At 62.3% G+C, this 21178-nt stretch carries 21 protein-coding genes and 1 tRNA gene; 13 read left to right on the plus strand and 9 right to left on the minus strand.

Going from position 1 to position 21178, the window contains the following annotated elements; all coding sequences use genetic code 11:
• The 4 genes from HY17_RS20550 to HY17_RS11235 form a co-directional block, all read left to right on the plus strand.
• The coding region (locus HY17_RS20550; protein ID WP_034766618.1) for a helix-turn-helix domain-containing protein at positions 1 to 216 on the plus strand (216 nt) is incomplete at its 5' end.
• 313 nt (positions 217 to 529) lie between these two features.
• Positions 530 to 1618, plus strand: coding sequence for a DUF262 domain-containing protein (locus HY17_RS11225; protein WP_034766620.1), 1089 nt, complete (start codon positions 530 to 532; stop codon positions 1616 to 1618).
• Between the two features lie 5 nt (positions 1619 to 1623).
• The gene (locus HY17_RS11230) at positions 1624 to 2334 is read left to right on the plus strand and encodes an MAE_28990/MAE_18760 family HEPN-like nuclease (RefSeq protein ID WP_197020275.1); all 711 of its coding nucleotides are present in this window, start codon (positions 1624 to 1626) and stop codon (positions 2332 to 2334) included.
• Positions 2324 to 3379, plus strand: a complete 1056-nt coding sequence (locus HY17_RS11235) for a DNA cytosine methyltransferase (protein WP_034766622.1) — start codon at positions 2324 to 2326, stop codon at positions 3377 to 3379. The genes HY17_RS11230 and HY17_RS11235 overlap by 11 nt, the downstream gene beginning before the upstream one ends.
• A gap of 35 nt (positions 3380 to 3414) precedes the next feature.
• On the opposite strand, the gene HY17_RS11240 is transcribed toward HY17_RS11235, so the two are convergent.
• Together HY17_RS11240 and HY17_RS11245 are read right to left on the minus strand one after the other, a co-directional pair.
• A complete protein-coding gene (locus tag HY17_RS11240; protein WP_034766623.1) occupies positions 3415 to 4635 on the minus strand; it encodes an integrase family protein in 1221 nt (406 codons plus the stop codon).
• 99 nt (positions 4636 to 4734) lie between these two features.
• A tRNA-Arg gene (locus HY17_RS11245) sits at positions 4735 to 4811 on the minus strand.
• Positions 4812 to 4860: 49 nt separating this feature from the next.
• Here HY17_RS11245 and HY17_RS11250 point away from each other — a divergent pair.
• Genes HY17_RS11250 through HY17_RS11260 form a run of 3 tightly spaced genes read left to right on the plus strand, consistent with a single transcriptional unit; the run spans position 4861 to position 6154 of the window.
• The gene (locus tag HY17_RS11250; protein WP_034766625.1) at positions 4861 to 5178 is read left to right on the plus strand and encodes a hypothetical protein; all 318 of its coding nucleotides are present in this window, start codon (positions 4861 to 4863) and stop codon (positions 5176 to 5178) included.
• Between the two features lie 32 nt (positions 5179 to 5210).
• Entirely contained in the window at positions 5211 to 5696 is a 486-nt protein-coding gene (locus HY17_RS11255; protein WP_034766626.1) for an MmcB family DNA repair protein, read from the plus strand.
• Complete coding sequence (locus tag HY17_RS11260) at positions 5693 to 6154, plus strand: hypothetical protein (RefSeq protein WP_034766627.1); 462 nt, start codon at positions 5693 to 5695, stop codon at positions 6152 to 6154. Before HY17_RS11255 ends, HY17_RS11260 begins: the two co-directional genes overlap by 4 nt.
• On the opposite strand, the gene HY17_RS11265 is transcribed toward HY17_RS11260, so the two are convergent.
• Positions 6151 to 6600 carry an ABA4-like family protein gene (locus tag HY17_RS11265; RefSeq protein WP_034766998.1) on the minus strand — a complete coding sequence of 150 codons (450 nt, stop codon included), beginning with the start codon at positions 6598 to 6600 and terminating at the stop codon, positions 6151 to 6153. The genes HY17_RS11260 and HY17_RS11265 overlap by 4 nt on opposite strands.
• Before the next feature lie 705 nt (positions 6601 to 7305).
• On the opposite strand from HY17_RS11265, the gene HY17_RS11275 reads away from it, so the two are divergent.
• A complete protein-coding gene (locus HY17_RS11275) occupies positions 7306 to 7740 on the plus strand; it encodes a hypothetical protein (RefSeq protein ID WP_034766630.1) in 435 nt (144 codons plus the stop codon).
• Between the two features lie 2 nt (positions 7741 to 7742).
• Here HY17_RS11275 and HY17_RS11280 read toward each other — a convergent pair whose 3' ends face one another.
• Positions 7743 to 8810 carry a citrate synthase/methylcitrate synthase gene (locus HY17_RS11280; RefSeq protein WP_034766632.1) on the minus strand — a complete coding sequence of 356 codons (1068 nt, stop codon included), beginning with the start codon at positions 8808 to 8810 and terminating at the stop codon, positions 7743 to 7745.
• 80 nt (positions 8811 to 8890) lie between these two features.
• On the opposite strand from HY17_RS11280, the gene HY17_RS11285 reads away from it, so the two are divergent.
• A complete protein-coding gene (locus HY17_RS11285; RefSeq protein ID WP_034766633.1) occupies positions 8891 to 10024 on the plus strand; it encodes a citrate synthase in 1134 nt (377 codons plus the stop codon).
• A 6-nt stretch (positions 10025 to 10030) separates the two neighbouring features.
• Here the strand turns inward: HY17_RS11285 and tkt are convergent, their stop codons facing one another.
• Positions 10031 to 12019: a transketolase gene (gene tkt / locus HY17_RS11290; RefSeq protein WP_081813129.1), complete on the minus strand. Its 1989-nt coding sequence runs from the start codon at positions 12017 to 12019 to the stop codon at positions 10031 to 10033.
• Positions 12020 to 12105: 86 nt separating this feature from the next.
• On the opposite strand from tkt, the gene HY17_RS11295 reads away from it, so the two are divergent.
• From HY17_RS11295 to HY17_RS11310, 4 genes are all read left to right on the plus strand, one after another.
• Positions 12106 to 12375 carry a DUF4164 family protein gene (locus HY17_RS11295; RefSeq protein WP_034766635.1) on the plus strand — a complete coding sequence of 90 codons (270 nt, stop codon included), beginning with the start codon at positions 12106 to 12108 and terminating at the stop codon, positions 12373 to 12375.
• A 3-nt stretch (positions 12376 to 12378) separates the two neighbouring features.
• The gene (locus HY17_RS11300) at positions 12379 to 12687 is read left to right on the plus strand and encodes a cell division protein ZapA (protein WP_034766636.1); all 309 of its coding nucleotides are present in this window, start codon (positions 12379 to 12381) and stop codon (positions 12685 to 12687) included.
• Positions 12688 to 12781: 94 nt separating this feature from the next.
• Complete coding sequence (locus HY17_RS11305) at positions 12782 to 12988, plus strand: twin transmembrane helix small protein (protein ID WP_034766637.1); 207 nt, start codon at positions 12782 to 12784, stop codon at positions 12986 to 12988.
• Positions 12989 to 13006: 18 nt separating this feature from the next.
• Positions 13007 to 13579, plus strand: coding sequence for a cob(I)yrinic acid a,c-diamide adenosyltransferase (locus HY17_RS11310; protein WP_034766638.1), 573 nt, complete (start codon positions 13007 to 13009; stop codon positions 13577 to 13579).
• Between the two features lie 3 nt (positions 13580 to 13582).
• Here the strand turns inward: HY17_RS11310 and HY17_RS11315 are convergent, their stop codons facing one another.
• Genes HY17_RS11315 through lysA form a run of 4 tightly spaced genes read right to left on the minus strand, consistent with a single transcriptional unit; the run spans position 13583 to position 21173 of the window.
• Positions 13583 to 14542: an MBL fold metallo-hydrolase gene (locus tag HY17_RS11315; protein WP_051600007.1), complete on the minus strand. Its 960-nt coding sequence runs from the start codon at positions 14540 to 14542 to the stop codon at positions 13583 to 13585.
• Between the two features lie 57 nt (positions 14543 to 14599).
• Positions 14600 to 17146 carry a bifunctional lysylphosphatidylglycerol flippase/synthetase MprF gene (mprF, locus tag HY17_RS11320; protein WP_051600009.1) on the minus strand — a complete coding sequence of 849 codons (2547 nt, stop codon included), beginning with the start codon at positions 17144 to 17146 and terminating at the stop codon, positions 14600 to 14602.
• Between the two features lie 11 nt (positions 17147 to 17157).
• Entirely contained in the window at positions 17158 to 19920 is a 2763-nt protein-coding gene (locus tag HY17_RS11325; protein ID WP_034766639.1) for a DUF4175 domain-containing protein, read from the minus strand.
• Positions 19899 to 21173, minus strand: coding sequence for a diaminopimelate decarboxylase (gene lysA / locus HY17_RS11330; RefSeq protein WP_034766640.1), 1275 nt, complete (start codon positions 21171 to 21173; stop codon positions 19899 to 19901). The genes HY17_RS11325 and lysA overlap by 22 nt, the downstream gene beginning before the upstream one ends.
• Positions 21174 to 21178 lie beyond the last annotated feature (5 nt).

A 21178-nucleotide genomic window follows, 5' to 3' on the forward strand; every position in this document is an offset into this window, starting at 1 on the left:
GCCCGAGCCCTACTCGATTGGACGCAGCCCAAGCTGGCCGAAGTCGCGAAGCTCTCAGTGCCGACCATACGTCGGATGGAGAGTGACCGTGGGCCTTCAGCTAGCACAGAGGCCAATGTCGAGGCAGTGCGTCGCGCGCTGGAAGAAGGAGGAGTAGTCTTTCTTGATCCCGAGAATTGCAAGGACGGCGGCGCGGGCGTCCGATTGAGAAAATAGGAGTGGGACCGATTTCGAACAGGGCTCAGACTGGAGCCGTATTTCTTGCCGCCGCAGCCTCACCTTGTTCCTGATTGGCGACAGATCCGCGCCAGCGGCTCTTCTGAAGGCACTCTCCGTCTTGAACAGTTGCGAATTAGAGACGGCGTAGGAGCTGCTCTTGGATCACATCAGTTCAGCACTCAGCTTGTCGCACCCACTGCACGCATGCCATGCGTTAGATCTCACCACCCAAGATGGTCGTCGTTAACCACTTCTGCTTATATTTTAAAATGCACACGATGATTGAGCTGATTTTGGAATCGTAATCGCAATGGCAAGACAAAGACCTACACCGGAAAATGTTCGAGCGGCTGAAGAAGCAATTTCTCTGGTATCGCGGCAAGTCAAATTCACGATCGCCGAATATCCAATCTCTCTCTATGTGGAACGCTTCAAAAGCGACACGGACGACAGATATTTTGTTCCAGAATATCAGCGTAACCTGTCTTGGAATCCATCTCAGCAATCTGAATTCATAGAATCGCTGATCGTTGGGCTGCCTGTCCCTTTTCTATTCTTCTACCAGACGATGGACGGTCGGATGGAGATTGTCGACGGCTCCCAGCGTATGAGGGCCATGCGCGCCTTTCTTAGAGAGAATCTGGTTCTTCACGACCTAGCGCTTGTGCCCGAACTGGAAGGCTTCACGTTCGCTGACCTTCCACACGAAAGGCAGAATAAACTTGAGGACGTCACGATACGAACAATAGTGCTAGACACCAGCACAGACCCCGCGACGAGGGCCGAAATGTTTGCGAGGATCAACAAGGGCGGAACCGAAGCAAACGAAGCCGAAATTCGGCGTGGCTCACTCCCGGGCCCGGTGACATCCCTGATTCGTGAACTCGCAGAGCACCCAAATTTCGTTGCATTAACCCCATTTACCCCAAAGGCCGTCCTTAGCCGCGAACGCGAAGAACTAATAACCAGGTTTTTCGCTTATACCGAGACGTATGATACTCAAGATCGTCCGTTTGCGAATTACCGGGATCGCCCGAAAAAATACCTCTACGAATACTTAGAGCGAGCGAATCGCGAAGCAAATGAGAATCCTCAATTGGTGGACCGCCTGCGGGAAGAGTTTCTGCGCGTTCTCGACTTTGTAGATCGCTCATTCTCGCTCGGCTTCCGCAAATCGGCTGCAGCACGAACAGTACCTCGCGTACGGTTCGAAGCGATCGCCGTTGGAACGGCGCTCGCGCTCCGCGAGGAACCCGGTCTAGCACCAGCTCCCGAGCTCGTCTCCGAACGCATGGAGGCTGCTGAGTTTGACAAGCTTGTAGTTTCGGATGGAGCTAATGTCCGCTCCAAACTGGTTGGAAGAATCGAATTGGTAAGGGACGCATTGTTGGGACAATGAACGGATTGACCACTGAACTCGACGATAGACGTGAGGAATTTGATACACACCACTTGTTGGCTCATGCCTTGGAAGCGCGCCTCGTTGAGGGCGAACCGCTGTCACTCGGCAGTGTGGCTCTGTCAGCACGCCATGTCAGTACCCTCAAGTCCGGCCTGATCGTCCATCTATACAATGTGGAAGAAGCAATCATGTCCCGAATCGTTCGCCAATTTGGCGAAGCGATCCGATCTTCGACTCCCCGAACTTGGACCGAAAACACTCTCCGAGAATGGCTGCGCGCGAGTGCTTTGATAACCACAGAAGGCAGCGAAGACACACGACTGCAGGCCGCACACCGCACATTTGCCGCCCTCGTTTTCGAGCAAGGACTAGAACCTAAAGACCCCAAAAAGCCGTCGGGCACTTGGTCGGACAAACTTATCTACCGTTTTGCAGAGCGGCTCGGAGTTGACTTGAATTACCCACCCGAGCTGTATCGTCAGCTGCAACCAGAGCCACACTGGGGAGACCAAAGCCCACTTGAATTTCTTGCGGAACGTCGCAATGCCCTTGCTCACGGACGCCAATCATTCGAAACAGGCGCCCGCAACCTCACTCTTGAGAGAATCCGCGAACTCGCTGATGTCACGTTCGAATTTCTATCCCACACCATCATTGGTTTCGAAACTCACTTGAACGGCAATTTGCACCTAAGGCCCGTAGATGTCGCTTAGATCTGAAATCTCTGCCGTCGATCTGTTCTGTGGAGCTGGAGGTCTGACCCATGGGCTTGAGCGCGCAGGCGTAAAGGTCAATCTTGGCGTCGATATCGACCCAGCCTGCGAACATCCTTTCAAGACAAATAACCGCGGCCGGTTTCTGCGGTCAGACGTTAACACACTCGCACCATCGACCATTGCCGCCGCGTTTGACGAGGGTGCAGTTACGATGCTCGCCGGTTGCGCCCCATGCCAGCCATTTTCTACTTATTCAAGAGCTTCAAAAAAATCGAAACGCGAATCCTCTCTCCCCGCAAATGACGAGTGGCAACTGGTTAAGCGCTTTGGCGATCTCGTTACCGAGCTAAAGCCGGATTTGGTCACAATGGAAAATGTGCCGCCACTTTCTGACCAGCCAGTGTTTCAGACTCTCCTGCAGCAATTGAGCGACTACAGCGTCGACTTCAAGATAATCGACTGTCCAACCATAGGGCTTCCTCAGCGCCGCAAGCGACTGGTGCTGGTCGCCTCCCGCCTTGGTCCTATCAGTCTTCCAAACTTCGATGCACCCCAAACAAGCGTGAGGGATGCAATCGGCAACCTCCCTTCACTCATGGCTGGCGAAGTAGATCCCGGTGACAGGCTTCACCGCGCCAGTAGGTTGAGCGAGCTAAACCTGCGTCGAATCAAGGCATCCAAGCCAGGCGGCACGTGGCGGGATTGGCCCGATGCTTTGCGAGCGAAGTGTCATGTCAAGGATACCGGCGCAACCTATCCATCTGTTTATGGTCGAATGACTTGGGATGAACCTTCCCCCACCATCACTACTCAGTGCTTTGGATACGGAAATGGCCGCTTTGGTCATCCAGAACAACACCGCGCGATCACCTTAAGAGAGGCAGCCATGTTGCAAGGCTTTCCGCGCAATTATGAATTTGTTCCTGCGGACGAACCTGTAAGTTTCGCTAAACTCGGCAGGCTGATTGGCAATGCAGTTCCGGTGAAGCTTGGCGAAGTGATCGGAATCCTAATGCGCGATCATGTAAAGAGTGCATGCTGATCGCTATCCATCTTCATGCGAACTATTATGAAATTTTAGGTACGCTCCCCGAATAGTGCCACCCCCAACCAGCTATCAATCGCCTCTGCCACATCCCTTTTCAGATCCGCATACTCCGCCCGGATATAGTGCTTGCGGGCAACGCTTGCTGTCTGACCATGATTGTGCCAGATATCCAACCAGCGCTCATCGATCCCGGCATCGATAAGATGAGTCTTCATCGTCCGGCGCAGGTCGCGCGGGTTCCATTCTGGAAACTCGAGCTTGCAGTTCAGTCGCTTGGCCGCCCGTGAGATCGCAGCAATGGTTAGCGGTTCGTCCGGGTTCCGAGGATTGGACATGAGGTACGGCGAACGCGGATGGGAGCGCTCCAGGCATCGTTCGACTAAAGGGGCCGCTGTTGAGGTGATAGGTAACTGGTGTGATTTGCCGTTCTTGGTCTCCGGTAGGGCCAGCCATCCATCACGCCAATTGTCGGCCAAGCTCGTTGCGACCTCCGTCACCCGAAGTCCGCCCATGGCGATCATCAGTTTCAGAACGCGATGCGTCGGGTGGTTCTCGTCCAGCGCCTGCCAGAGCGTCCTGAGCTCGTCGTTCGAGAGGAAACGATCGCCTGGTCTTCCGCGCGGCACTGTCGGCAACTGCTCGGCAATATTGGAGGCAATGCCATAGTCCCTGGCACTTCCTCGAAAATCGTAGCGGTTCTTCACCGCCCATTTCCAGGCAGTGACGATGTAGGATCGAAGGTGTGCTGCGTATCCCGGGCTGCGCGCATAGCTTTCCGCCATCCAGGCCTGCAGGTCCTGGATGGTCACATCTCCGGCGCGCGGCATGCCTCCATGGCGCGCCACGAGAAACGGAAGCAAGGCGTATTTGCCATCAATCAGGACGCCTCGCACGCGCCCCGCCGAGGCGACACCTCGGCTCTTCATGTCGGCAACATAGTCCTCGAAGAAACTGGCCGCAGAGGCAGAAACCGCATCGGCCAGTTCCTCCGTTCGCGCAGCTGGAGTTGGCGCAAGCGCGCGCTTCTGCCGGAACTCCCCTGCCCGGACTCTCGCCTCTCGCAAGCCGATTTCCGGATAGGCGCCTATTCGGACCCGGACTGTCTTGCCGTCCAGCTTTCGCACCGCTGAAAATGTCTTCGCGCCGGTCTTGGCCACCCTCACTTTCAGGCAGGATTCGATCGTATCGGAATACTCGCCTGGGTCGGTCACAGCCGAAAGCCAAGTGTCGGTAAGGCGAAGTTTCCCCACGGTTTTTTAGCCTCCGGTTACCGTATAGTTACCACGGAGCCATTTGTGAGCAAGAGCTAACTTTTAAGTTATTATAATTCATTGTTTTTAAAGTATTTTTGGCGATCCCGACGCGATTCGAACGCGTGACCTACAGATTAGGAATCTGTTGCTCTATCCTGCTGAGCTACGGGACCGTCGGGAGGGACCTATAAGCCAATTGGCCGAAGGGTTGAACCCGGTTTGATGGCTGGCGGCAGTCGCCCGGCATGCCAGGATATTCCGGACAGGCACCGGTTTCTCCTCCTCTTCGTCTGGCTCTTCCACCTGGACCTGCTTGCCGCCTGCGCCAAGCCGCATCCGCTGGATGCTCTACTGCCGGGTGAGCATGGCCGCGAGGCGCGAGTCATCGATGGCGACGCGCTGGTGCTCGCGCGGGGCTATATGAAGGACGGCCGGATGGAAGTGACCCACCGGCTGAACTTTCAGGTGCTGCCGCCTTCGCCGCCCCCCCTCTCCGGCCTGAACGCCACCCGCTTGACCCTGCCGCCGGGGCGGGACTAGTGTGGCCAGAACAATACCGGAACACGACTCGCATGCCCGACGGCGCCGACACGACCGAAGACCTTGCCCGCGCGGCCGCGATTGCCCGCGGATCGCTGCGTCTGCTGGCGGATCTGAGCCTCTGCGGCATCCAGGAAATGACCCTCGCCAACAATCGTCGGGCGGACATTGCCGCCATTGGCCCGGGCGGCGAGATCTGGATCGTGGAGATCAAATCCGGCGTGCCGGATTTCCAGTCCGATGCTAAATGGCCGGAATACATGCCCTTCTGCGACCGGTTCTGGTTCGCCGTCGATCATGACTTTCCCCAGGCGCTGATCCCCGAAGAGGCGGGCCTGATCGTAGCCGATGCCTTCGGGGCGGCGGTCATTCGGGAGGCCCCGACGGACAAGCTCTCCCCTGCCCGGCGCAAGGCTGTGACCCTTCGCCTTGCCCGCCTTGCGGCGATGCGGCTTTCTGCAGCGGCGGATGCAGGCTGGACGGCGAGCGAAGCAGCGCTTACTTCCAGCGGCCTATGAGCCACGCTTATCCCCTTGGAAAAACCCTCGACGCCGCCTTGTCCAAGGTGGCCCCGGCCGCGCGCACGCTGGCCGAAGCTGAAGCGCTGGCGAAAACGCTGGACGGCGAGCTGATCGTCGCTGAACTCGCGACCGACTGGCTAACGGTTTCCAACGAAGCCGCCGAGGCGATGTTCGCGCCCTCCGATGCGCTCGCCCATGGTCATTTGCAGCGCTATGAGGACGACAAGGGCAACCCGGTCGTTGCCGTCACCTGGTGGAAACTGGCCGCGCCCGGCCAGGCGAAGGAGGCGCCGGCCAAGCCCTCCAAAAAAGAAGAGACCAAGGCCGCCGAACCGGCAGACCATACCGACGATCTCTATTTCCGCCGCGGCCGCACCAAGCCGTCGCGCCGGCGCTATGTCGATCCGCGGCAGCTGGACCTGTTCCGGCAGGCCAACAAGGACAACAAAGCCTAGTCTTCGGCAAGGCTCCAGACGCCCTTGCCGCTGACCCGCCGCAGGATGAGATAGAGCAACAGGCCGACCGGCCCGAACATCAGCGTGAAGAACAGGCTGGGCACGACCATCCAGTGCGGCACGCCCCGGCGCCGTGCATCGCGCGCTTCCCAAGCCCCGACGAACAAGTCGAAGACCAGATAATGCGACCAGCCGACAAGAATGCCGAGCGGATGGGAAAACAGCTGAGAGACGCCCGCCGCCGTGTTGAAGCTGCCACCTTCGGCGCCCATGCCGAGAAACATGTTCATTGTCAGGGTCACAATATAGAAAATGCCGAGCACCAACGGATAGAGCCCCGAATGCACGACAAGGCGCGTGACGGCGGCGCCCGGTGCCAGTGCGAGCAAAAGCCAGGCCGGCAAGACCGCGAGATTGATGATCGTGTAGACCGTTTCATAGGTCATGGTGTCCTCCCTTTTTTTGAACACTGCGCCGGGATGGCTCATGCGGCAAGGTTTCTCCCAGCACATTTGCCCGGCATGGCGGAGGCCCTCCGGTGCGAGGAACTGAATTCGGAAGAGGGCTCGGCCAGGGCGGACCACGCACGCGCAGCCCATGATCATGCCGGACTGCGCGCCCACGCAGGCGGGCACATCACTGCGAAGGGCAGGATGCTCCCACGCCGCAAGGCGCGGGGCTTTATATGTGTAGGGAGTATCGGGCGGCGGGGCATCGGCCACATAGGTGAGCTCGATATTGCCAAACAGTCGGTCGCCATCAGCGCATCCCGCCAAGTGCGCATGTGCCAGCGGACCACACGCAGCAGGTTCCAGACCAGCTATGACCAGAACACCGGCCAGACATGATTGAAGAAGCATTGGCGATCAGGATGCATGGGCGGGAGGATGGCCCCCGCGTGAGCCTGTGGGATAGAGCGCCTTCTCCACGAGTTATCCCGGCAAACGCGCAGGGCTTATCAGGGGTCCGGTCCTGCAACGGCCACACCGCATCTGGCTCCCGGATATTTGCGCCTCAAGGTCCGGGATGACACCGGAGCGGTGTGGGAGAGCGGGCCTTCATTCCAACGTCCCGGCCAGCCGCCCGTCCAATTGTCAGCCCCCACCCGGCTGTATAGATTGAGCGCAGAGAATCTGTTCGAGGGGGAAAACATGACCATGCAAAAATTCATCCTGGCCGCAGCCACCGCTGCCCTTCTGGCCGCTTGTGCCAGCGAGCCGGCGCCCCCGCCGGCAACCACAACTGAACCTACTTATCTTCCTTACGAACAGTTCAAGCAACTGGTGAACAGCGCCTACAAGGCGGATGAATACAGCACGCGTGAGGCGGCATTCGCCGAACTTCTTGCGCGGGACGATCTGAGGCAGGACGACCGCGCCGAGACCTATCTGATGCGCGGCCTGATCCGCGGTATCTATGTCAATGATGGCCCTTTTGCGAGCCCCTATTGCGCCGTTGAGGACTACGTCAGATTTGAAGCCCTGGCGTCCCCCGATCACCCCCGCATGAAGCAGATGCTGAATGACCGGGCTTACCAGACGTCCCGATACCAGTACTTCGACGAACCGGCCTCCTGTGGAGACTGATCCTACGCCATTTCGGGTACCGGCCCGGTATAGACGGAGCGAGGGCGCACGAGGCGGCCTTCGGCGATCTGTTCGCGGGCGTGGGCCGTCCAGCCAAGGATGCGGCCGCAGGCGAAAGTGGCCGTGAACGCTTCGCGCGGAATCTGGAGCGCCTCAAGCAGGAGCGCGGTCGAGAACTCCACATTCGTCTCCAGCGTCCGGTTCGGATATTTCTTAGCCAACCGTCCGAGGACTGCCTTTTCGATATGGTCGGCAAAGGCGATCCGGCCCGATGTGCCCGGCAGGCGCGCAACGGCGGCCTTCAGGGCATCGGCGCGGGGATCGCGCACACGGTAGACCCGGTGCCCGAAGCCCATGAGCCGGTCACCCCGGGCAAGCGCGGCGTCGATCCAGCTTTCCGCATTCTCCGGAATGCCGATCTCGTCCAGCATGTCGAGCACCGGCCCCGGCGCGCCCCCATGCAGCGGGCCTTTCAGGGCAGAGATGCCGCCCATCGCGGCAGAGCCCAGCCCGGCCCGCGTGGAGGCCACGACGCGCGCCGCAAAAGTGGAGGCGTTGAGGCCATGGTCGCAAACGGTGACCAGATAGGCATCGAGCGCGCGGGCCTCGGATTCATCCGGCAGCTTGCCGGTGATCATCTTCAGGAAGTCAGCCGATTGGGACAGGTCCGCATCCGGCGCAATCGGCGCCTGCCCGCGTTCGCGGCGCACGGCAGCGGCGGTGAAAACCGGCCCGGCAGCGGCGAGGCGGATGGCGGAATCCAGGCTTTCGTCGTCTTCCAGCAATGACCAGCCGGTGCGCAGGAAGCGGATGATGTCGAGCCCGTCCGGGATCTTCGCAACAAGGTCGAAGGCTTCCACGCGGGCCGCCCCAAGCCGGGCGCCCAGTTCCGGCACACCCGGCAGGTCCTCGAAGAAGTCTTGCCACAGGAGGTGGGCGGCATCTTCATACGCCATCGAGGCGGCAAGCAGCTGCACCGGCCAGCCGCGAATGACGAGGCGGCCATTCTGACCGTCCACATCCGACAGGATGGTTTCAGCAGCGACAACATTTTCCAATCCGGAATCCATCAGAGATCTCCTTCTACAAATTTGACGTTCATGTCGCGCCGGGGCTAGCGTTCGTCAATCTTGATCAATATAATCAATATATGAGCTGGATTGGACGCGAAGACGCACTCGAAGCCCTGGGGGTGAAACCCCAGACGCTGTACGCCTATGTGAGCCGGGGGCTGATTGCCTCCAGGCCGTACGAGAACGACCCGCGCGCAAGCGTCTACTCCGCCGCAGATATTGCAGGCCTGGTGAAGCGCCGGCGTAGCGGACGGGGCCGGCAAGCCATCGCCAGCGCCGCCATTTCCTGGGGCGACCCGGTGATGGAAACCGCGATCACCACAGTGCGGGACGGCAAGCTGATTTATCGCGGTAAAGATGCCGTGAGGCTCGCCGCGGACGCCACGCTGGAAGAGGTCGCAGCCCTTCTTTGGCAGGCAAGTGCCCCCTCCCCCAGCCGTTCGGGCACCGGGAATATGGCACCGGGCGAGACCGGCAAGGCGCGCCTGCTTGCCTATCTGGCCGACCGGGCCGCGCAGGATCCGCCAAGCTTCGGGCGCGGCAGTGCGGCGCTGTCAGAGGATGGCGCACAATTGCTGGCAGGCGTCTGCACGGCCGTGACGGGCACAGGCGGACGCGGCTTCTATCATCAGCGGCTTGGCCGGCACTGGGGCCTCACACCCGGCGGGACGGATTTGTTGCGGCGTGCGCTGGTCCTGGTGGCAGATCATGAACTGAACCCGTCGACCTTCGCGGCGCGGGTGGCCGCCTCGACCGGGGCGCCGCTGGCCGCGTGTGCGCTGGCGGGCTGCGCAACGCTGACCGGGCCGCTGCATGGCGAAGCATCCGCCCGGGCGCTCGCCTATCTGAAGCTTGCGATGGAGGACAGGCCGCAGACAGCGCTTTCCGGCATTGCGGCTCGGGGGGAGCGTATCCCGGCGGTGGGGCATACGCTTTACCCCGCAGGCGACCCGCGCGCCGCCGCATTGATCCGCTGGATGAAACCGGCCCCTGCCCTGAAGCGCGCCATCAAGGCCGCTGAAGCCGCGAGCGGCTATGCGGCAAATGTCGACATGGCATTGGCAGCGCTATCGGTACAGCTGGACCTGCCGGAAGATGCGCCCTTCCTGATCTTCGCCAGCGGGCGCATGGCGGGCTGGATCGCGCATGCAATCGAACAACAGGCAAGCGGCCGGCTCATCCGTCCGAGGGCGAATTATACCGGCCGCTAAAACTGTTTAGGCGATCCGTTTCTTCACTTCGGCCACAACCGCCTGCGGTGTGATGCCGAACTTCTTGTAGAGATCGGTGTAAGGCGCGGAGGCGCCGAAGCCGGTCATGCCGACAAAGCCGCCATCCTCGCCGATCCAGCGGTCCCAGCCGAAGCGGACGCCGGCTTCGACGGCCACGCGTGGCGCGGTGCCGAGGACGGACTTCCTGTAATTGCCGTGCTGCTGCTCGAAGAGCTCAAAGCACGGACAGGACACGACGCGCGTCGCGATACCTTCTTCGGCCAGCTGAGCCTGGGCCGCAAGCGCGATCTCGACTTCAGAGCCCGTCGCCAGGATCGTTGCCTGTGCCTTGCCCTTGCAGTCGGACAGGACGTAAGCGCCCTTGGCGGAGAGGTTTTCGTCCGTATGCGTGGTACGGGCCGGGGCAACGCCCTGACGCGTCAGCGCCATGGTGGACGGGCCGGTCTCATTGGCGATGGCCAGTTCCCAGCACTCGGCCGTTTCCACGCCGTCGGCCGGACGAAAGACCAGCATGTTCGGCATCGCGCGGAGGGAGGCGACATGCTCCACCGGCTGGTGGGTCGGGCCGTCTTCACCGAGGCCGATGGAATCGTGCGTCATGACATGCACAACGCGCGTACCCATCAGGGCGCCGAGGCGGATCGCGCCGCGCGAATAGTCCGCGAACACCAGGAAGGTGCCGGAATAAGGCAGGATGCCGCCATGCAGCGCCATCCCGTTCATCGCCGCGGCCATGCCATGCTCGCGCACACCATAATGGACGTAACGGCCAGCCCAGTTCTTCGGCGTCATCGGCTCGGTATGGCTGGTTTTGGTGTTGTTGGAGCCGGTGAGGTCCGCAGACCCGCCGACCATTTCCGGAACGAGGTGCGTCAGCACTTCCAGCGCCGCGCCGCTCCACTGGCGGGTGGCTTTCTTCTCGCCGCCCTCGGCGACAGCCTTCTTGTGCTTGATGATCGCCTTGGCGATGTTCTTCGGCAGGCGGCCGGTCATCGCGGCGTTGAACTCGCCTTTGTGCTCAGACCCGGCGAGGCGCTTTTTCCAGGCTTCGTGTTCCTTCTTCGAGCGCTCGCCAGCTTTCAGCCAGGCCTTCTCTATGGACGCCGGCACTTCGAAGGGCGGGTACTTCCAGCCAATGTTTTCGCGGATGCCGGCGATCTCTTCAGCGCCGTAAGGGCCGCCATGGGCCTTGCCGGTGCCGGCGATTTTCGGGGCGCCGTAGCCGATGATCGTCTTTACGGCGAGCATGACCGGCTTCTTCTGTTTCTTCGCCCAGGTCAGCGCGGCCTCGACCGACTTCTCGTCATGGCCGTCGACTTTCTTCGTGACCCAGCCGGAGGCTTCGAAACGGGCGCACTGGTCTGTATTGTCGGAAAGATCCGTGCCGCCATCGATGGTGACCGAATTGTCATCGAAGAGAACGATCAACTTGTTCAACTTCAGATGCCCGGCCAGCGTGATCGCTTCCTGGCTGACGCCTTCCATGAGGCAGCCGTCGCCGGCGATGACATAAGTATGGTGATCAACGAGATCGTCACCGAAGCGGGCGTTCAGGTGACGCTCTGCCATGGCCATGCCGACGGCGGTGGCGATGCCCTGCCCCAGCGGGCCGGTCGTGGTCTCGACGCCGGCCGTGTGGAAGTTCTCAGGGTGGCCGGGGGTCGTCGCGCCGAGCTGGCGGAAGTTGCGGATATCGTCACGCGAAACAGACTTGTAGCCCGTCAGGTGCAGCAGCGAATAGATCAGCATAGAGCCGTGGCCAGCCGACAGGACGAACCGGTCGCGGTCTGCCCAGGCTGGGTCTGCCGGGTCGAATTTCAGGAATTTACGGAACAGCACTGTGGCTGCATCCGCCATGCCCAGCGGCAGGCCGACATGGCCCGATTTCGCGGCTTCCACCGCATCCATGGATAGGGCACGAACGGCATTTGCCATGTCCCGGTTGGTTACAGCCATTCTGCTGATCTCCCTCAGTCGCTCCGGAAGTGTGCTAGGCCAGACTCCCGAAGCTACGTCAAGCCGCTTGGCGTAGCTTCGTATTGAGTTTAAGCCTTTGAAACATGAGCGACATCGACCGCGAATCACGCCGCCTCGATGCGGCCATCCGGCGCCTGGAGGGGGCCGTGGACAGCCTGCTGGCACGCGCTGGCGATCCCGACGTGGTCGCCGCAGAGATGGCAGCCCTCGTCTCGGACCGGGAAAGGCTGGCCGAAGAACTGGACGCGTCCCTCGCCCGTGAGACCGAATTGCAGGCGCTGGCCGACGAGGCAAGTACCGCGCTCGGCGCCGCCATCGAGGAAGTGCGGGCCGCCCTCGGCAAGGAGGCCTGAGACATGGCCAAAGCCGACATCACCCTGCGCGGCCGGAACTATTCCATCGCCTGTGCACCCGGCCAGGAAGCGCGAATTGTCGCGCTCTCCCAGCAGCTGGATGCACGGGTGAAGCATATTGCGAGCGCGGTCGGCGACATTGGCGAAGACCGTCTGCTGCTCATTACAGCGCTGGCCCTGCTGGACGAGCTGGATGCCGCCCGTCAGGCGGGCGGGTCCTCCCCTGCCGCAGAACAGAAGGCGGCCGAGGCGATGGCTGCCGTGTCCGAGCGGATCGAGGCGCTGGCCGCCCGGCTGGAATCTGGCGGCTGACATCGATCAAGCAGGCCGCGACGCTTTCGCGCCTGTCACCGCTGCCTCGCCAGCCTATGTTAGAAGGGATACAAGGCCGGAAAGGCGACACGACATGCAAATGCTGATTACCATTCTCTTCTACGGCGCGATGGCCGCCCTTCTGGTCGTACTGGGCCTTGGCATCGCAAACCTTGCGCGCACCGACGAGAACCAGCCAAGCCGCTCCAACAAGCTGATGCGGATGCGTATCTTCATTCAGGCCGTCGTTATCGCCCTTCTGGTGGTCATTGGCTTCATGGCCGGCGCCATTCATTTCTGACATTCCTGAGGAGACCCCATGGTCAAACTCGACAAGATCTACACACGCACCGGCGACAAGGGGCAGACTCGTCTATCGACCGGCGAACAGGTGGACAAATGGCATCCCCGCGTTGCCTCCTATGGCAGCGTTGACGAGGTGAATTCCGCGCTCGGCGTTGCTGCCCTGCATGCCGACGACGAAATGCTGACCGCCATTCGCCGTATACAGAATGATCTTTTCGACCTTGGCGCAGACCTCGCCACGCCTGACCGAGGCCGTGTGCTGGAATGGACGCCGCTGCGGATCGTGGAATCGCAGGTGAAGCGGCTGGAGCAAGAGATCGACGCGATGAATGCGCGCATCCCTCCGCTCGACAGCTTCATCCTGCCGGGCGGTTCACCACTGGCCGCGCAGTTGCATGTGGCCCGCACGCTCTGCCGGACGGCGGAGCGGAAGATCGCGGAACTCTCCGGCATGGAGAACGAGCCGGTGAGCCCCGAGGCGCTCGCCTTCATCAACCGCCTGTCCGACTGGCTGTTCGTCGCCGCCCGCGCCGCTAATTCGAACGGTGCCGACGACATCAAATGGGTGCCCGGCGCCAACAGGTAAGGTCTATTTCCGCATCGCGTCCCGGGCTTCCGCCATCAGGGCGAACAGTTCGATCACCGGTGTGACCTGCCCGTCGCCGCGATATTCGCGGTAGAGACTGTCGACATTGACCGCGATCCGTTCGGCATCACCCCAATTGGCATAATCGCCGAGCGCAATGTCGAGCGCGGCCTCCCGCACGCTGAGGCCTGCATCGTAGCGCTTGCGTGCCTCGGTATCGATATAGGCAAGGTAGTCGGCAACGCGCCGGACGCCTGCCTTGTCCGTGACCGGACCATGCCCCGGCACGATGACGTCGGCTTCCATACCGATGATCTTGTCGCAGGCATTGATCCAGTTCTTCACCGGCCCGGCCCACATGAGGGGCGTGCCATCGATGAAGAGGATATCGCCGGTAAAGACCGTCCGGTCTTGCGGCACATGGACGATCACATCGCCGCCGGTATGCGCCGGGCCGACCTCGATCAGCTCGACGGCCTTGTCACCGATGGTCAGGTCCATCCGGCCGGTGAATGTCTGGGTTGGCAGGCGTTCTTCCACAGCGTCAAAATCGAAAGGCGCAAAGATATCGGCGAAATAAGCGCCACCCGGGCCGAGCTGGCCACCCATTTTCTTGAACGTAGCCAGGGCGTCCGGCGGGATTTCAGACATTTCCTTTGCGCTGGCCTCAGAGGCGATGATCTCCGCATGCGGACAACAGCCATTGCCGTGACAGTGATCGCCATTGGCATGCGTGTTCACAATCGTGCCGATCTCTTCGGCACGGACCCCCGACGCATCCGCCATGGCGTCCAGCATGTCGCGGGTCAGGTGCATGTCGAACAGCGTGTCGACCAGCAGCGACTGGTCTCCGTCCACAATCAGGCCGGCATTCGACCAGCCCCATCCGCCGTCCGGCTGAAGCCATGCGTAAAGCCCGTTGCCGATATCCTTCAGCCCTTTGGTGTATTCCCAGCGTGGCATGAATGTCTCCCTGTTTTGCGCGCATCAAGGCAGACACGCGGCCGGCGTGCAAGGGTGTTACTTGTGGAATATCCGGGTCAGGCCGCCGCTCGTCAGGATGCCGACATCGGCGAGCGCGCCCGGCAGGGCCCGCGCATTCGGGGCTGCGAGGTAAAGCGGCTCCCAGACAGGATGGAATTTGTCCTTGTAGGCCCTCAAGCCCTCGAAGCCGTAGACGGCATTGGCGTGCTCGAACAGGAAAGCGCCGAGGCGCGTCATCGCCGGGGCCAGCCGGTGCGCCTCCAGCCCCGCCAGCGGCGCCATGCCGAGGTCGAAACGCTGATACCCCGCCTCCTTTGCCCAGAGCATGGTGGAGACGAAGAGATAGTCCATCACCGCGCGTGGCGCATCAGTTGAGAACCGCATCAGGTCGATCGCGATCTCCTGCTTGCCGGCCCCCGGCCAGAGATTGGCGAAGGCCACGATCTCTCCATTCAGGCGCGCCACAGCAATGGGAAATTTTGCGATATAGTCCGGATCGAACCGGCCGAGCGAAAAGCCCTTCTCCGCGCCGCCATGGACATCCAGCCAGTCATCAGAAATCTTGTGCAGGCGGTCCAGCTGCGCAGGCACGTCTTCCGGGCCGAGGACCTCGAAGCTCAACCCGTCGCGGCCTGCGCGATTGTAGACCTGCCGCATCCGCGACCTGTCAGACCCTTCCAGAGAGAATTCCGTGAGCGGCACAATCGCCGTCTCCCCGATCTTCTGGACCGACAGGCCAAGTTCGACCGCGAGCGGCAGGAAGTCCCGCCCCACGCCATAAAACACAATGCCAGCCCCGGCGGCATCGGCGGCTTCCCGGAAGGACCAGACAAGTGACGGGATTTCTTCAGCCAGCCCAACAGGCTGTCCCATCGCAATCCAGCTCGACCCGCGCAAGCCGAACATGATGAAAGACCGCCGCGAAGGGCTGAAGTGGAACCGTTTGTCGCCGCTGAGGGCGAGCGCTGCATCAGGCCGAGCCGTGTCGGCGGCGGCGATGATCTCGCGGATCTCGCTGAGCGGCGGCGCCTCCTCCGCCGGGGCGTGCAGCGGACGCAGCCAGTTCCAGGCGAGGAACAGGAAGGTGAGCACGCTGACGCCCGCAGCGGCGCGCAGGAAGCGCGACGTGCCGCCCTGCAGCGCCACCTGCCACCAGAGTTCGTTCCGGTAATCGACATGTTCGTAGGAGAAAAAGCCCAGCCAGATCACCGCGCCCAATGTTGCGAGAATAGCGAGCGCCATGACGGGCGTCAGCCGCGTCGCCATCAGCGGCGTCGCCCGGTAGAAGGCCGGGCGCGACACACCGAGCACAGCCAGCACGACGAACAGCGGCGCAGCTTCGCCAAGGCCTGCGCCTTTGGTCAGGGTCAGCGTGATCCCGGCGGCCAGTAACCCCATCGCCACCATCCAGGCATGGCTGAGCCGCCGCGCCAGGCCATTCGCCACAATCAGCAGGAACAGCCCGACAATCGACGCGAGGAAATGCGACAGCTCTATCAGCGGCAAAGGCAGGAAATGCGCTGCCGCCCTCAGCGGCGCCGGCAGTGCGGGTGTCATCGCGGCGATCAGCATGTAGGCGCCGCTCGCGAACGCAAGCAGGCCGAACACGACCGGCGCAAACAGGGTCGCGACATCCCCTGCCCCCCGGCCAACCCCCTGAAGGGCGGCTCCGTGGCGTCGCAGCAGGCGGCGGCTCATCCCTGCGGCAGCGATCACCAGCGGTGCGAGGTAATAGATCGCCCGGAACGCAATCAGGCTTGCAACAAGGCCTTCGACAGGGCTCGCCGGGACGAGCAACAGGATTACCGCCTCGAAGACGCCGATTCCGCCCGGCAGGCCGCTCATCCCGCCCACCAGGCAGGCGAGCGCGAAGACCGGCACGAAAGCGGCAAAACCTATGGCCGTCTCCGCCGGCAGAAGGGCAAAGAGGACAAGGCTCGCAGCCATCCAGTCAACAAGGCTGACCCCGACACGCGCCGACACGCCAGACATCCCACCCGGTACCAACAGGCTGGCATTGCCGATATGCCAGACAACCAGCGCCAGCAGCATACATCCAATGGCAATGGCAGCCCGGTCCGGAATACCGAAATGGACCGGAAAAGCAGCCGACTCGAACACAAGGCCGAACCCGCTGAGCAGGAGCGCGCCGACGGTCAGGCTGATCCGCGTCATGCGGGACACCGCCTGGCTCTCATCGTCCGACAGGCCAAGCCCGCCATAGATCCGGGAACGGACGGTCCCGCCGGTCAGTTCCACCTCACCGAGGGAGTTGCCGACAGCCTGCGCCGTAAAGGAGATAAACGCCATGTCGCGCCATGGCCGCGCAAGGCCCAGATGGCGAAGCGTCAGACTATCGCGCAGTGTAGCGGCGGCATAACTCGCCAGCATGCCACCCAGTGCAACAAACACGGCCAACGGCGACAGCGCGGAGAACCGGGCATAGATCAGATGCATCGACAGATGATCGAGCCGCGCATGGATGGCAAAGATCGCCGCCGCGAATGCCGCCAGCACGAGCATGAGTGGCAGAAAGTTTGCCCGGCGGCGCCGTTTTTGAGGCTTGTGTTTTTCCGCCTCCATCCCGAGCTCCCCTAGAAGCGATCTAGCAGGCGGCGGAGATATTCGCGTTCTTCTTCGTCGTCGCTTTCATTGTACCGGCGGCGCAGTTCTTCCAGGATGTCCTTGGCACGCTGGCGCTCGGCCTCTTCCGGCACGCGGACATTTTCGCCGCTATTGCCCATGCCGCCTGTCTGGCGCCCGAACGGGTCATTGGTGGCCTGCCCCTGATTTGTCCGCTCGCGCTGCATTTCGTCCAGCATGGCAGCGAGATTGCGGTTCAGCTCCGACAGGCCTTGCGTCGCGCGCTCCTGGTCATTCGACGCGGCACTTTCATTGCCGCGGGCAAGATTGCCTTCTGCGCCGCGCAGGGCTTCACGGATATCGGCGAGGGCTTGCGGATCGATCGCGCCGCTCAGCGCATCTTCCTGACCCGCCCCCTCCCCGAGGCCGCGTTCGCGAGCGAATTGCTCCACCAATTCTCCGAGGCGGGCCTGGCGTTCAGCCAGCGTGCCGCCGCCCTGCGGGGGCGCGCCTTCATCCGTGCCGGCAAAACTGTTCGTGCCCGGACGCTCGCCACCGGGGCGGTCACCACCCTGCGCGCCATCTCCTTCGGACGGATTCCCGGCTTCGCCCTGGCCGCCCTGCCCGGGTTGTTGGCCGGGTTGCTGACCTTGTTGGCCGCCTTGCTGCTGGCCGGAGTCCTGTCCGGACTCCTGCCCTGACTGGCCCTGCTGCCCTGACGGCATTTCGCCGCGCTGCTGGGCCAGCGTGTCATCATTCAGCTGGCGTTGTTCGCGCAGGATCTCGGACAGGCGCCGCATGGCATCTGTCATCTCCTGCTCTTCCGGCGGCAAGTCTTCCTGTTCTTCGCCTTCCGACTGAGACCCCGGCATGCCGGCCATGCCGCTGCCGCCCTGTCCGCGCTGGAACTCAAGGTTCTGCAGCATGTTGGTGATGTCGGACAGCAATTGCCGCGCCTGTTCGGTCGCGCCGGTATCGGTCAGGTCCTGCAAGGCGTTCAGCATGTCCTCGAAATCCTGCCCGCCAAGACTCTGACCACCGCCCATGGCCATGCCATCCTGATTTGCGTCCGGCATCTCACCGCCATTGGCGATGGCCTCTGCCATCTTTGCGGCGAGGTATTCATTGGCTGCGTCGCGGAAAGCTTCCATGCGGCGGCGGATTTCTTCCTCGGAGGCGCCATCCCGCAAGGCCTGCTCCAGCGCCCGGCGAGCCGCTTCCAGCCGGCGCAGCGCATCGGCAGCGCTGCCATATTCCGCCTTCAGCGCCAGCGACCAGAGCAGCGGGTCAACCGCCCCGGCTTCTTCCTTTGAGCCTGCAGTTTCCAGCATGCCTTCGGCTGTCTTGAAGGTCAGGTAATAGGCCTGATTCGGAATATAGCGTTCGCCCATCATCGTGATGGAATCGAGCATCAGGGCCGCTTTCTGGATGTCCGGCGGAGCCATGTTCAGCCGGTTGGCGGCCTCGGTATTGATCGCGTCCTGTTTGAGAGCGAGCAGGTTCTTCTTCTGTGCCTGATAATCCCTCGGTTCCCGGAGCACGGTGACGCGCACTTCCTGTGCCACACGGGCGAAGGGATCGAGGAACAGCTTTTCCGGCAGAATGAAAGACACGGTCTCGCTCACCCCTTCCTGTCCGGAGGCATCCGTCACGACGAGATGGACCTCCACCGGAAGCCCGGCCCAGCGGTGGCGAGTCAGATCGATCTGGGTCGTATCCTTGATTTCCTGCATGCTTGGCGCGGCCAGCGGGATCGCCACACGATCTTCTTCGTCGGGGGCAGCCGGATGCGGATCCTTAAGGCGGATCGCGAGCTCCGCTTTCACGACGCCGTAATCGTCGTTCGCGATCCAGGCAAACTCCGTCCGGTCGAGACGGCCATAGGTGGGAATGGACACAAATTCTACCGTGGGCGGATCGTCCGGCGATGCCAGCAGGCGCCAGGCGGCCCGCTCGCCCCACCAACGCACGGAGACGCGGGCGTCTTCCTGCAGCGTTGCCTTGGCTTCCCATGCCCCGTCCGGCGTGGCGGCAAATTTCTTCGAACTTTTATGGCGTCCCTTCAAGATGAGACGCGGCGCGGTCGGTGCTTCGGTGCGCAGCGTGATCTCTGACCCGCGCGGGACACGGACATCGTTGAGGCCCGGCTTCAGAAACACCGGTGCGCGGCCCGTATGGTCCGGCGGGATGACCCAGGCTTCCACGATCATGTCGTCTGCCCCGACGAGCGCGCCATAATCCGGGTTCAGCGCTCTCAACAGGCGGCCCGGGCCCTCCCCCGCCGCCAGGACGGCAATGCCGACCAGCGCGGCCGGCAGCAGATAGCGCAGGCGGAACGGGTCGAGCGCGCGCCACTCGGCCGACAGGTTTGGCAGTTTCAGCTCTTGCGCAGCCTTCAGCACCCGGTTGCGGTGACGTACCCAGAGCGCCTGCGCGCCGCGGGACGGGTCTGCCGGCCTGTCTGTGAGAGATGAGACCGGGCGCAGCGGCGATTGCCGGTCCAGCAGGTGAACCGCCTCGGCTTCCGTCGGCGGCCTGTACCGACGAACCCCGCGGAGCAGGAAGATCGCGCCGCCAATAAGGAACAGCAACGCCAGTACCGCGCCCATGGCGGCGGGCAGTTGGTCGAACGCACCGGCCTGCGCCATGGACAGGAACAGGATGAGGAAAACGAACAGCGGCCAGAAGGCCCGGCTGAACGCGAGCAGGCCCAGTCGGCGGCGCGTGGCCGCGACTTTTGCCCCGATCGTCTTCAGTCCGTCCTTTTCAGCCAATCCGGCACCTGTTCCAGTTGCAGCATTTCCTCAAGATCCGGCCTGCGGCGGACAATGTCGAACCGGTCGCCATTGACCAGAACTTCCGGCACGAGGGGCCGTGTATTGTAGGCCGAAGACAGCACAGCGCCATAGGCCCCGGCTGACATGAAGGCGAGCCGGTCGCCCGGTGCCACGGCAGGCATTTCGCGCCCGGCGGCAAACTTGTCGGTCGACTCGCAGATCGGGCCGACCACGTCATAGGTCTTTTCCGGGGCATCCGTCGCGGCCTGTTTCAGCGGCAGGATATCGTGATGGGCGCCATAGAGCGCCGGACGCATCAGATCGTTCATACCGGCATCGACGATCAGGAAGGACCGGTCCGGCGCGGTTTTCTCATAGAGCGCCGTGGTCAGCATGACGCCAGCATTGCCCGCGATGACCCGGCCGGGCTCCAGAATCACCTGTACGCCCAGACCCTCGCTGACCTCCGCGATCATGGCGGCATAGGCCGATGGCGGGGGCGGTTCGTCGCCCTGCTTGTAGGGAATGCCAAGGCCGCCGCCGACATCGATGCGGGCAATGTCATGCCTGGCGGCGCGCAGGCGCTGGGCAAGGCCCACCACCTTCTCGAACGCGGCCCGCATGGGGACAAGGTCGCCGATCTGGCTGCCGATATGAACATCGACGCCAACGACCTTGATGCCGGGGAGCGTCGCCGCTTCGGCGTAAAGGTCTTCGGCTTCGGTCCACGGCACGCCGAACTTGTCGCCCTTCTTGCCGGTAGAGATGTTCGGGTGGCCGCCCGCAGCAACATCCGGATTCACACGGATGGCGATGGGTGCCTCAATGCCGATGCCGTCCGCGACATAGGACAGAAGGCGAAGTTCTGCCGCGCTTTCAACATTGAACTGGTGGATGCCTTCGCGCAGGCCCAGTTCCATCTCGCGCGCCGTCTTGCCGACGCCGGAAAATACGATCTTCGACGCCGGGATGCCCGCCCGCAGGGCGCGCTGCAGCTCGCCGCCGCTGACCACATCGGCCCCGCAGCCTTCCGCCGCCAGCGTTGCCAGGACGGCGAGGTTCGAATTGGCCTTCACCGAAAAGGCGATCAGGCAGTCCTGCCCCTCGAAGGCCGAGGCGATCACCCGGGCATGCCGCTGAAGCGTGGCGGTCGAGTAAACATAGCAAGGCGTGCCCACCTCGTCGGCCAGCTTCGCCAGATCGACGTCTTCGCAGTGCAGCCGTCCGTCCCGGTAATCGAAGTGGTGCATCGACG

The sequence above is a fragment of the Hyphomonas sp. CY54-11-8 genome, from assembly GCF_000682735.1.
Lineage (GTDB): Bacteria > Pseudomonadota > Alphaproteobacteria > Caulobacterales > Hyphomonadaceae > Hyphomonas.